This is a genomic window from Streptomyces sp. NRRL S-337, assembly GCF_000720175.1.
Classification (GTDB): Bacteria; Actinomycetota; Actinomycetes; order Streptomycetales; family Streptomycetaceae; genus Streptomyces; species Streptomyces siderophoricus.
The window spans coordinates 39,469-51,728 of the sequence record NZ_JOIX01000074.1; the positions used below are offsets into that span (position 1 = coordinate 39,469).

Sequence of the window (12,260 nt, forward strand, 5' to 3'; positions counted from 1 at the left end):
AAGTTCCATGTTCCGAGCATCGCCTTAACGGTGTTAAGTTGTCAACATGGTTTCGCGCATCGACCGGAAACAAGTGGTCACCACCGCCCTGCGGCTGCTGAACGAGGTCGGCCTGGACGGCCTGACCCTGCGCCGGATCGCCAACGAGCTGGACGTCAAGGCACCCGCGCTCTACTGGCACTTCAAGAACAAGCAGGAACTGCTCGACGAGATGGCCACCGAGATGTTCCGGCGGATGACCGCGCAGCTCATGGGGCACGGGGCGGACGGGCCGGGCCCCGACGGGACCTGGCAGGACCTCCTGCTCGGCGCCTGCCGGGGGCTGCGCCGGGAACTCCTCGGCTACCGCGACGGCGGGAAGGTCTTCAGCGGGACACGGATGACGGACACCAGCTACGCCGCGCCGCTCGACGGCTTCCTGCGCCGGCTCACCACGGCCGGCTTCACGCTGGGGGAGGCCGCGCAGGCGTGGTGGACCGCGTACAACTTCACCATCGGGCTGGTGATAGAGGAGCAGTCGGTGTACCCGGAGCCCGGCCGGCCGGAGGCCCGGGACCCGGCCTACGACCTGGAACGGCGCGAGGCGGACCTGGGCGACCGCTATCCGCTCGCGGCCCGCGCCGGCCGGGAGATGTTCGCCGACCTCCAGGGCAACTTCGAGGCCGGCCTGCGGATCATCCTCGCGGGCATCGAGGCGACGGCCGGCCCGGGAGCCCGGACCGGCCGCTGATCAGCGCCGCGGATCCAGCGCCCGCTTCAGGCGGGGAGTCAGCGGACGCTCCACACAGCGGTACAGCACCCACGCCAGCAGCAGCATCAGCCCGGTCGTCAGGACCAGCGTCAGGGCGGACGGCACACCGAGGGTGCGGTGCAGGGCGCGCACCACGACCCAGCCCAGGTGCTCGTGGACCAGGTAGAAGGGGTAGGTGAGCGCGCCGGCGACGGTCAGCCAGCGCCAGTCCGCCCACCGCAGCGCGCCCAGGGCGACCGCCCCGACCAGTACGAAACCGAGCGTGACGACGGCGATGATGCCGGCCGTCGAACGGTAGGAGAAGGCGTGCACCGACGCGGCGTGCCACAGGCCGGCGACCGCGTAGTGCTGCCCGATCAGCCAGCTGACCAGGACGATCGCCCAGGCGACCGGGTCCCGGGGGCCGTAGCGGTGCAGCAGGTACAGCCCGATGCCGCCGATGAAGAACGGTGCGTACTCCGGCATCAGGACGACGTTCAGCAGTGGCTGGTGTGCGGCCTGGGCCAGCGCGGCGGCCAGCGTCCAGCCGGCGCAGAAGAGGACCACCCGGCCGCGGGTGGCGCCCGGCAGGACCACGCAGAGCGCGAAGAGCGCGTAGAAGCGCATCTCCGCCCAGAGGGTCCAGCAGACGCCGAGGACGCGGTGCGCGCCGAGCGGCTGCTGGAGCATGGTGAGGTTCGTCAGCACCTCGCTGGGCGCGAGCGCCTTGTAGGCGACGAAGGGGAGCGCGAAGACCGCGGTGACGAGCAGGACCGCGGCCCAGTAGGCGGGATAGAGGCGGGAGATACGGGAGGCGACGAAGGCCCGCAGGGTCCGGCCCCAGCCGCTGAGGCAGATCACGAACCCGCTGATCACGAAGAAGATCTGGACGCCCAGGCAGCCGTAGGCGAACAGCGGCGCCAGCGTGGGGAATTGATGGGACGGGGAGCCGCCCCAGGCCCCGGCTATCTCGCCGCCGCGCCCACCGTAGTGGTACGCGGCGACCATCAGGGCGGCCAGCAGCCGCAGCCCGTCGAGGGCGCGCAGCCGGGACGGTGCTCCGTCGCGGCTGCGCCGCCGTATCAGGCGCTGCGGGGCGGGGGTGACGAGATCCGGCGCGACGGGTGGCGCGCCGGTCGCCAGCGGCGGGGTCGTCGTCATCCGAAGACGGCCCGCTTCTTCAGCCGCCGCTGCACCGCCCGGGCCCGGCGGGCGACCCGGCGGACCGCGGCGTTGCGCGGGATGAAGGACAGCTGGGAGGGGATCGCGCCGGGCAGTGCCAGCGCGGTCAGTCGGCGGCGCTTGAAGTAGCGCCAGGTCCGCGCGTCGAGGTGGGCGGCGAGATAGCGTTCGGCGGCCGGCCGCAGCTCCGGGTAGATCTGGTGCTGCATCGCATAGCCGACCGCGGCGACCAGCCCTTCGACGGACGCCGCGGTGGCGATCGTACGCGGCCGCTCGCCGGTGTCCTCCAGGTCCGGTACCAGGGCGTCCACCAGGGTCACCGGGATGCGGTTGCTGTTCTGATAGGGCGTCAGCCGCTCCAGCAGCAGATCGGTCCCGGTGCGGGCGACCGGCAGGCCGTAGAAGGTGGCCGCGGTCAGCAGGGCGGTGGAGAAGCAGCCGACCACCAGCGCGGGCCGCATCCGCTGGTAGAGCACCTCGGCCAGCACCGGGCTGTCGAGCACCGTCAGTGCCACGTCCAGCTTCTCCGCCTCCCGCTCCAGCAGCCGCGACCAGCGGGCCGGCGCGGACGGGTGCGGCTTGAAGACGATCTCGCGGTGCCCGCGCCCGGCGGCGCCGCGCACCATCCGCACGTGCAGCTCCTCCTCCTCTTCCGGGGTGAGGATGCCCAGCGCGGAGAGGTACTGCCCGAGGAGCAGCGCCCCGCCCTCCGGGACGTCCAACGGGCCGCTGACGCCGGCGAGTTCGGACAGCACCTTGGTGAAGGCGTCGGTCGGGACGGTCTCGGCCGGCACGTCGAACTCGGTGAGCAGCAGCGGCGACAGGCCCGGCACCAGGTCCAGGTGCAGCAGCCGGCCGATCCGGGTGCCGACCAGCGGGTCGAGCTTGTTGCGGGTCGGCCCGTAGCTCATCAGCCCGTCCGCGTAGACCTCGATCGGCGCGTCCGGGAAGAGCTGGGCGATCGCCAGCGCGGGATTGACCTGGATGGACTCCACGACCAGCTCGACCTGGTCGTCACCCAGGCCCCACAGCAGCCGCAGGTGGCGCTCCCACAGCGGGACGTCGTCCGCGCGCGGGGACCAGCCGCCCGGGTGGAAGGGGCTGATCGTCTCGTTCCACGACAGCACCCGGTCGAAGCGGCCGCGCAGCCGCTCGAAGCCGGGCATGGTGTCCAGCGACGCGGTGGTCTCCGGGGTCGTCGCGTTGTTGCTGAGCAGCAGCAGCCGGCGGCCGGCCGGGGCGAAGCAGTCGGCGTCCAGCGCGGCGGCGAGGGTCGCCGCGCCGTAGAGCGTGGACGCCACGAAGATCTGGGTACGGGGCCGGGCGGACATCAGGCGGCGACCTCCGTGGGAACAGGGCGACGGCGCAGCCGCCGCAGCCGGGACGCGCGCTGCACATCCATCGAATCCAGTGCTTCCTTCAGTACGTCCTGCGGCATGCGTTTCATGGCCGCGGCACTCATCGAACGCAATTTACGGGCCACCTGCGGTTCGAAACGTTCGATCGAACCGAGGTGGTGGGAAATGATCGCGCAATAGGTCCGGACCGCTTTCGGAAGCAGCCGGTCCGCATCGCGGTCCTGTGCGGTTTCCTCGATCACCTGGTCGAATGCCCGGATGAAATCCAATTGCCGCACGTCACCGATCTGGGTAAGCGACGAGGCCACTCCGCGCCGGTAGAAAACACCGAGCAGACCGACCACCGCCATGGACTTCGCCTCGCGGTGCAGCCGCCAGATCCACGGCCGGTCCTCGGCGGTGCGCAGCCCGTCCTTGAAATGCAGCACCCCGTCGTCCAGCAGCCGGCGGTGGTACATCCCGGCCCAGGCGTAGGCGTAGTCGACCGAGGTGGAGCGGTCCGCGGGCAGGATCACCCCGCGCGGATCCAGCACCACCCCGCGCCGGCCGTGCGGCACGCGGTGCACGGTGCGCGCCCGGGCGGTGCACTGGACGTGGTCGGTGCGGACGAAGTCGCACCCCAACTCCTCGATCGCCGAGAGGAGTTCGGTGAAGTAGCCGGGCGCCAGCCAGTCGTCGCCGTCGAGGAAGGTGAGGTACTCCCCGCGGGCCTGGTCCAGACCGGTGTTGCGGGCGGTGGCCAGGCCGCCGTTCCGTTCGTGCCGCAGCAGTCTGGCGCCCGGCAGCTCACGCTCGGCGCGCGCGAGGATCTCCGGGGTCTCGTCGCGCGAACAGTCGTCGACGAGCAGGAATTCAAAGTCGTCGCGGGCGTTGGCCGCGAGGCTTTTCAGGGTGTCGGGCGCGTATGTCTGCACGTTGTAGAACGGCACGATGACGGAGAGCTTAACCACCCGGGTGACGTTAGGTGCCGGTCCGGCATTCGTCTTTACGCGGTGTGGACACCGGGGTGAACGAAGAATGGCGGGATGGTTAACCGGGTTGGTAATCGGGCCGGTTCGCCGTTCGTCGACCCGCTGTTAACCCTTTGTTGCGACCCAGTTGGCCCGCCAAACGGAATGCCTTCCTAGCGTCTTCGACGTGCCATCACGTACCGCTTCCTCGCCGCGAGTCGCCGTGCTCGCCGACTCGGATACCCGCTGGAAATGGGGCGCTTTGACAGCGTACCGAATCCAACCGGACATCCGGCTCGACGGGTATCTGCTCCGCGGCCGCGCCACTCCCACGGTCCGCCAGCTCGACGAGGTCGGCGCCCGGGCGGACGCGCTGCGCGAGATCCGGGGCGTCGACTTCGTGCGCACCATCGACCGCACCCGCTACGACGTCGTCGTGCTGGCCTGCGTCGGCGGCGCGGTACAGGCCATGCTGCACGGCCTCGCCCGCTCCTGGGACACGGAGACACCGGCGGCCGCCGCCGCCGCGGGCGCCCGGCGGCCCGTGGTCGTCACCGGCTACGTCGGGGTGGTCTACGAGAAGCTCGCCGACGGGCTGCTGCTGCGGCACGGCGCGGACGTCGTCCTCGCCAACTCCCGGCACGACGCAGACCGGTTCCGCGCCGTCTACCGCGGGGTCGGCGCCGACGACGGCAGTGTCGTCGAATGCGCCCTGCCGTTCCTCGGCGGCGACCGGCACACCACCGAACACGACCCGTACACCGTGGTGTTCGCCGCCCAGCCCTCCGTCCCGGAGAACCGCGCCGACCGGACGTACCTGCTGCGCCGGGCCGCCCAGCACGCCCGGCAGCACCCCGGCCGCGAGGTGCTGATCAAGCTCCGCAGCAAGCCCGGCGAGCACACCACGCACATCGAGGAACTGCCCTACCAGAAGCTCGCCGCCAAGATCCCCGGCGGACTGCCCGCCAACTGCCGCCTGGTGTACGGCAACATGGGCGAGGTCCTGGACCGCACCGACCTGCTGGTGACGGTCAGTTCCACCGCCGCCCTGGAATCCCTGCACCGCGGCATCCCCACCGCCGTCCTCACCGACCTCGGCATCCGCGAGGTCCTCGGCAACCACCACTTCCTCGGCTCCGGCTGCCTGGCCTCCTGGGACGAGCTGGACGCCGGCCACCGCCCGGAACCCGACCCGGACTGGCTGGCCCGCCAGGGAGTCGCCGCCGACGGGGAGTACGCACGCGCCTTCGACGCGGCCCGCGCCCGGGTCACCGCACTCCGCGAGGCCGCGACCCTGCCGCCGCTGCGCCCGTACTACACACCGCGCACCGCCCCCGGCTACCTGCCCGGCATCCTCGCCCGGCACGGCCTGGACCCGCAGGGTGCCCCGCTCCCCGGCCACACCGACGCCCCCGAGGAGACCGGCGGACTGCGCCGGATCGCCCGCGAGACCGTCCGCGAGGCCGCCCGCGGCGCCTACCGCCACGGCGTCCAGCGCGTCGCCCCCGCCATCCGCCGCTGGGGCCAGCTGTGACCGGCCCCGCCGCTGTGCCCGGCCCCTCCGTCCCCGGCCCGACCAAGGAGCCCGCAATGCCACCCACCGTGGTTGCCGTCATCCCCGCCCGCGGCGGATCCAAGGGCGTACCCGCCAAGAACCTCGCCGCCGTCGGGGGCGTGCCCCTGGTGGCCCGCGCGGTCCGCGAATGCCGCGCCGCCCGCCTGGTCACCGACGTGGTGGTCTCCACCGACGACGCCGGGATCGCGGCCGCCGCACGCAGCGCCGGAGCCGTCGTCGTCCGGCGCCCCGGCGACATCGCGGGCGACACCGCCACCAGCGAGGCCGCCGTCCTGCACGCCATGGACGCGTACGAGGCCGAGCAGGGCACCACGGTCGACGCGGTGCTGCTGGTCCAGTGCACCAGCCCGTTCCTGGTCCGCGAGGACGTCGACGGGGTGGCCGCCGCGGTCGTCGAGGGCGGCGCCGACAGCGCGCTGACCGTCGCGCCCTTCCACGGCTTCGTCTGGCGCGACGCCGAGCCCGCGGTGGGCGGCGCGACCGCCGCCGACGGCGGCCACGGCGTCAACCACGACAAGTCCTTCCGGCCGCGCCGCCAGGACCGGCCCCAGGACCTGCTGGAGACCGGCGCCGCCTACGCCATGGACGCGGCCGGCTTCCGCACCAGCGGCCACCGCTTCTTCGGCCGCACCGAACTCGTCCGCACCGACCCGGCCCGGGTGCTGGAGGTCGACGACCCGCACGACCTCGCCCGCGCCCGCGCGCTGGCCCCGCTGCTGGACGCCGCCCGCCCCGGCGCCCTGCCGACCAGGGACGACATCGACGCCGTCGTCCTCGACTTCGACGGCACCCAGACCGACGACCGGGTGCTGATCGACGCCGACGGCCGGGAGATCGTCGCGGTCCACCGCGGCGACGGCCTCGGCATCGCCGCCCTGCGCCGGGCCGAGCTCAAGCTGCTGATCCTGTCCACCGAGACCAACCCGGTCGTCGCCGCCCGGGCCCGCAAGCTGCGGGTGCCCGTCCTGCACGGCATCGACCGCAAGGACCTCGCCCTCAAGCAGTGGTGCGAGGAGGCCGGCATCGCGCCCGAGCGCGTGCTCTACGTCGGCAACGACGTCAACGACCTCCCGTGCTTCGACCTCGTCGGCTGGCCGGTGGCGGTCGCCGGGGCGCACGACGTGGTGCGCGGCGCGGCCCGCGCCGTCACCGCCACCCCCGGAGGCAGCGGCGCGATCCGCGAGATCGCCGGCTGGCTGCTGGGCCCGTCCCTGTAACTCCCACCCGCCGTCCCTGCGTACCTCCACCCGCTCCACCCCCTGAACCCCACCCCGCACACCCCTTATCCACACGAAGGAATCTCCCCATGAGCACCAACTCCCGCCTCCGCAAGCTCGGTACCCGCGAGGCCGGCCCCGGCCGCCCCGTCTACGTCACCGGCGAGATCGGCATCAACCACAACGGCGACCTGGAGAACGCCTTCGCGCTGATCGACGCCGCCGCCGACGCCGGCTGTGACGCGGTGAAGTTCCAGAAGCGGACCCCGGAGGTCTGCACCCCGCGCGACCAGTGGGACATCGAGCGCGACACCCCCTGGGGCCGGATGACCTACATCGACTACCGCCACCGCGTGGAGTTCGACGAGGACGGCTACCGCGCCATCGACGAGTACTGCAAGAAGCGCGGCATCGCGTGGTTCGCCTCCCCTTGGGACGTCGAGTCCGTCGCCTTCCTGGAGAAGTTCGACGTGCCCTGCTACAAGGTCGCCTCCGCCTCGCTGACCGACGACGAGCTGCTGCGTGCGATGCGCGCCACCGGCCGCACCGTCATCCTCTCCACGGGCATGTCGACGCCGAGGCAGATCCGCCACGCGGTCGAGGTCCTGGGCAGCGACAACATCCTGCTCTGCCACGCCACCAGCACGTACCCGGCCAAGGCCGGGGAGCTCAACCTGCGGATGATCAACACCCTGCAGGACGAGTACCCCAACGTCCCGATCGGCTACAGCGGCCACGAGACCGGTCTGCAGACCACCCTCGCCGCGGTCGCCCTCGGCGCCACCTTCATCGAGCGGCACATCACCCTCGACCGCGCCATGTGGGGCTCCGACCAGGCCGCCTCCGTCGAGCCCGGCGGCCTGTCCCGCCTGGTGCGCGACATCCGCACCATCGAGGAGTCCCTCGGTGACGGCGTCAAGAAGGTCTACGAGTCCGAGCTCGGCCCGATGAAGAAGCTGCGCCGGGTCGCCGGCGTGGTCGCCGAGACGGAGGCCGCCGAGGCCCAGCCCGCGGCAGTCTGACACCGGCCACCAGCCGACGGGAGACAAGGTGAGCTCACCTGAAGGGACCCGCGCCGCGCCCGCCACGCCCGGCACCGGGGTCCCGCCCCAGGGGACGGCGGGTACTCCCGCCCGTCGTCTCCTGGGGGTGCCGCGGCAGCGCCACCGCACCCGCACCGCGACCGCCGGTGCCACCGCCCGCGCCGCCGCCCCCGGCACCCTCGCCTTCGTCGAGAGCCCGGTGCAGCTGCTCAACGTCCTGGAATGGGCGCACGCGGCACTGCCGGAGGCCGACGCAGCGGAGGCCGACGCCCCGGACGGCGCCGCACCGGACGGTGGCGGTCCCGACCGGGCGGCCACCGAGGTCACCATCGTCGTGCTCTCCCCGCACGACCCGATGACCCGCGGCCAGCTGCGCCGGATGGCCGAACTCGCCCGCGACGAAGGGCACACCGTGCGCTGGGAGGAGGCCCGCGGCGGCCCCACCGCGCCGCTGCGCACCATCGGCGGCCTCACCCCGCTGCTGCGCCGCGCCCGCCGGATCGTCATCGGCGACCCGTTCTCCCGCTACGTCCAGCTGCTGCTCGCCCTCACCGGCGCCCCCGACCTGGTCGTGGTCGACGACGGCACCGCCACCATGGAGTTCATCTCCCAACTCGCCCGCGGCGAACGGCTGGTGCGCTGGCACCGCAGCGGCGGCGGACGCGGCGCCCGGGACCTGGTCTTCGCCCCGTTCTCGGCCACCGCGCGCCGCCGGCTCACCCCGCCGCCCGAGGGCGGCCGGCGCACCGTCGGTGTGTTCAGCTCGATGCCCGTCGAGGCCCCGCCCGGTGTGCACCTCGCCCGGAACGACTTCGCCTGGACCCGGGCGCGGTTCGGTCCGCCCCGCGTCATGGGTGGCGCCGATATCGTCGGCACCTCCCTGGTGGAGACCGGGGTCGTCGACGCCGACCGCTATCTGGCGGCGGTCGGCACCCTGGCCCGTACGCACGGCGCCAGCCGCTACTTCGCCCACCGCCGCGAGAGCACCGAGAAGCTGCACCGCCTCGCCGCCGCGACCGGACTGGAGATCGTCCGCCCGGATCTGCCGCTCGAACTGATCGCCCGCCGTGGTCCCGTCGGACGGCTGATCGTCAGCTTCCCGTCGACCGTCGTGCACACCCTGCCGCTCGCCCTGGCCGGTACGGAGGTCCGGGTCGCGGTCTGCGACATCGACCCGGAGTGGCTGACGGCCAACGCCTCACCGCGCGCCCAGGGCTTCCTCGACGGGGTCACCGGGACAGCCCGCGACGTGCAACGACTTCCGTTCGGGCAGCGGATGGCCGCCGGTTGAGCGGAGCGCGGGGCATGGCGGCGGGGGTGGCGGGAAGCCGTACTTCATACCCCTCCCATAAACGGTCCATGCGCCGAGCGGCCTAGATTTTCTTCCCCTAAGGGGCTGAACTTTTGTTGATCGAGGGACAGTTGCCGCATCGGTGGCCCTAATCTTCAACAGGTGAACCAACTGATGTCCCGCGATTCCGACGACGCCGACGCCCCCGCCGACACCGCCGCCGGGGCCCCGCTCCCCGGCACGCTGCCCGAGGCGCTCGGTGCCGAACTCATCGACTTCCGCCGCGACTTGCACCGCCACCCCGAGCTCGGAAACCAGGAGTTCCGGACCACCGCGGCGATCAAGGAGTGGCTGGAGAAGGCCGGACTGCGCCCCCGGGTACTCGCCACCGGCACCGGCCTGATGTGCGACATCGGCACGGACACCGCGTACGGCGACGGAACCGCCCCGCTGCTCGCCCTGCGCGCGGACATCGACGCCCTCCCCATCCCGGACACCAAGACCGTGGACTACGCCTCCGTGGTCCCCGGCCGGGCGCACGCCTGCGGCCACGACGTGCACACCACCGTCGTGCTCGGCGCCGGCCTGGTGCTGGCCGCGCTGGCCCGCGACGGCGCGCTGCCCCGCCCGGTGCGGCTGATCTTCCAGCCCGCCGAGGAGGTGCTGCCGGGCGGCGCCGCGGACGCCATCGAGTCCGGGGTGCTGGACGGCGTCGGCCGGATCCTCGCCGTGCACTGCGACCCGCGCGTCGACGCGGGCAGGATCGGCCTGCGGACCGGCGCGATCACCTCGGCCTGCGACCGGCTGGAGGTCGAGCTGGACGGCCCCGGCGGGCACACCGCCCGCCCACACCTGACCACCGACATGGTCACCGCCGCGGCCCGGGTCGCCCTCGACGTGCCGGCGCTGATCGCCCGCCGGGTCGACGCCCGGGCCGGGCTCGCCGTGACCTGGGGCCGGCTGTCGTCCGGGCACATCTGCAACGTCATCCCGCAGCGCGCCGAGCTGTCCGGCACGGTCCGGTGTCTTGATCTCGACGCCTGGCGCCAGGCCCCGGACATGGTGCACGCCGCCATCGACGAGATCGCGACGCTGCACGGAGCCAAGTCGCAGATCAACTACGTGCGCGGGGTGCCGCCGGTGGTCAACGAGGCCGACAGTGTGACGCTGCTCAAGGACGCGATGACCGCCCGGCGCGGCGTCCACAGCGTGGAGGACACCGAGCAGTCCCTGGGCGGCGAGGACTTCTCCTGGTACCTGGAGGAGGTCCCCGGCGCCATGGCCCGCCTCGGTGTCCGCCGCCCGGGCGAGCTCGGCCGGTACGACCTGCATCGCGGCGACTTCGACGTCGACGAGCAGGCGATCAAGGTCGGGGTCGAACTCTTCACCGCGGCGGCGCTGCTCTCCGGAGAACTACTCCCTTAGGGGGAACGCGGGGCCCGGGCGCGCGGGCAGCGAGACCCCGGCGCGAGCGCCCGCGAGCTTCCCGGGCGTGGCGATTTCCGGCCATGAACCCGGCTGCCGGATCACCTCCGGAGCCGCTGGATGCCGTCTCTCCGGCCGCCCGGGCCTCCTCGGTGCGATCTTGAACGTCGGACCGGAGGCCGGGGCGCCCGCCCCATCGCGATCAAGGCCCTGAGAGACAAATCGATAACGTCCACACAGTGGAGGGTTTTCCGCCAGGTCTACGCGCGTTAATCTCCGACAAGCCAGCGCCAATGGAGGCGCTACGAGTCGAAGGGGCCCTCGTGCACCGGGTATCCAAGATCGTTGCCGCGGGCATTGCCACCGCGGCCCTCACTCTCTCCCTGAGCGCCTGTGGCGAGTCGTCCACCGAGTCCGGCGGCAAGGACAAGGGCGTCGGACTCGCCTTCGACGTCGGCGGCCGGGACGACCACTCGTTCAACGAGGCGGCGGCTCGTGGCGTGGACAAGGCCGAGAAGGACTTCGGTGTGAAGTCCAAGATGATGACCGCCAAGAACGGCGAGACCGAGGCGGACCGCGAGCAGCGCCTGTCCTCGCTGGCCGAGGCGGGTTACAACCCCGTCATCGGCGTCGGCTTCAACTACGGCAAGTCCGTCAACAAGGTCGCCAAGCAGTTCCCGAAGACCACCTTCGGCGTCGTCGACTCCCCCTCCCAGGCCAAGAACGTCTACGGCATGGTCTTCGCCGAGAACGAGGCCTCCTACCTCGCCGGTGTCGCCGCCACGCTGAAGAGCAAGACCCACAAGGTCGGCTTCATCGGCGGTGTGAACAACGCGCTGATCCAGAAGTTCCAGGCCGGCTTCGAGCAGGGCGTCAAGGACACCGACCCGAAGACGAAGGTCACCTCCGAGTACCTCTACGCCAACGACGACAAGGGCTTCAACGACCCGGCCGCCGCGAAGGGCAAGGCCAAGGGCATGCTCGACGCCGGTATCGACGTGATCTACACCGCGGCCGGCCAGTCCGGTAACGGCTCGATCGAGACGGTCGCCGGCAAGAAGGGCACCTGGGCGATCGGCGTCGACTCCGACCAGTACCTCCAGCCGGGCCTGGCCCAGTACAAGAACTCGATCCTCACGTCGGTCATGAAGAACGTCGACGTGGCGGTGTACGACCTGGTCAAGAGCGTGCACGACAAGAAGCCGCTGACCGGCAACAAGAGCTACACGCTCAAGGACGACGGTGTGCGGCTGTCCACGTCGGGCGGCTTCATCAAGGACATCCAGGCCAAGATCGACGCGGCCAAGAAGAAGATCGCGTCGGGCCAGGTGAAGGTCAGCGAGACCCCCGCCAAGCAGTAGGGTCTGCCCAGCCCGGCGCGACGGCCACCCGCCGCCGCGCCGGGCCGTTCGCCGGATCGGCCCGGCAGCTTTCCGGCTTTTTTCGGCGTCAACGCTACGCGCGTAGCGCGGAGTTGGCGCGATATCT

10 protein-coding genes are annotated in these 12,260 nt (G+C 72.0%); 7 read left to right on the forward strand and 3 right to left on the reverse strand.

The features are described from left to right. Nucleotides 1-46 precede the first annotated feature (46 nt). Nucleotides 47-730: a TetR/AcrR family transcriptional regulator C-terminal domain-containing protein gene (locus IG62_RS0133360; protein WP_030812125.1), complete on the forward strand. Its 684-nt coding sequence runs from the start codon at nt 47-49 to the stop codon at nt 728-730. On the opposite strand, the gene IG62_RS0133365 is transcribed toward IG62_RS0133360, so the two are convergent. Genes IG62_RS0133365 through IG62_RS0133375 form a run of 3 tightly spaced genes read right to left on the reverse strand, consistent with a single transcriptional unit; the run spans nt 731 to nt 4,220 of the window. Next, complete coding sequence (locus tag IG62_RS0133365) at nt 731-1,891, reverse strand: acyltransferase family protein (protein ID WP_030812128.1); 1,161 nt, start codon at nt 1,889-1,891, stop codon at nt 731-733. Beyond that, the gene (locus tag IG62_RS0133370) at nt 1,888-3,243 is read right to left on the reverse strand and encodes a polysialyltransferase family glycosyltransferase (protein WP_030812131.1); all 1,356 of its coding nucleotides are present in this window, start codon (nt 3,241-3,243) and stop codon (nt 1,888-1,890) included. The genes IG62_RS0133365 and IG62_RS0133370 overlap by 4 nt, the downstream gene beginning before the upstream one ends. After that, nucleotides 3,243-4,220 (reverse strand): glycosyltransferase family 2 protein, encoded by a 978-nt coding sequence (locus IG62_RS0133375; RefSeq protein ID WP_030812134.1) that lies wholly within the window; start codon nt 4,218-4,220, stop codon nt 3,243-3,245. The genes IG62_RS0133370 and IG62_RS0133375 overlap by 1 nt, the downstream gene beginning before the upstream one ends. 223 nt (nt 4,221-4,443) lie before the next feature. Between IG62_RS0133375 and IG62_RS0133380 the strand changes: the two genes are divergently transcribed. From IG62_RS0133380 to IG62_RS0133405, 6 genes are all read left to right on the forward strand, one after another. Continuing rightward, complete coding sequence (locus tag IG62_RS0133380) at nt 4,444-5,754, forward strand: DUF6716 putative glycosyltransferase (protein ID WP_030812137.1); 1,311 nt, start codon at nt 4,444-4,446, stop codon at nt 5,752-5,754. 56 nt (nt 5,755-5,810) lie between these two features. Next, entirely contained in the window at nt 5,811-7,013 is a 1,203-nt protein-coding gene (locus IG62_RS0133385) for an acylneuraminate cytidylyltransferase (protein WP_030812140.1), read from the forward strand. Nucleotides 7,014-7,102: 89 nt separating this feature from the next. Then, entirely contained in the window at nt 7,103-8,035 is a 933-nt protein-coding gene (locus IG62_RS0133390; RefSeq protein WP_030812143.1) for an N-acetylneuraminate synthase family protein, read from the forward strand. A gap of 28 nt (nt 8,036-8,063) precedes the next feature. Next, nucleotides 8,064-9,347, forward strand: coding sequence for a hypothetical protein (locus tag IG62_RS0133395; protein ID WP_030812146.1), 1,284 nt, complete (start codon nt 8,064-8,066; stop codon nt 9,345-9,347). Nucleotides 9,348-9,521: 174 nt separating this feature from the next. Continuing rightward, nucleotides 9,522-10,772 carry an amidohydrolase gene (locus IG62_RS0133400; RefSeq protein WP_030812156.1) on the forward strand — a complete coding sequence of 417 codons (1,251 nt, stop codon included), beginning with the start codon at nt 9,522-9,524 and terminating at the stop codon, nt 10,770-10,772. Nucleotides 10,773-11,095: 323 nt separating this feature from the next. Next, a complete protein-coding gene (locus tag IG62_RS0133405; RefSeq protein ID WP_030812158.1) occupies nt 11,096-12,133 on the forward strand; it encodes a BMP family lipoprotein in 1,038 nt (345 codons plus the stop codon). Nucleotides 12,134-12,260 lie beyond the last annotated feature (127 nt).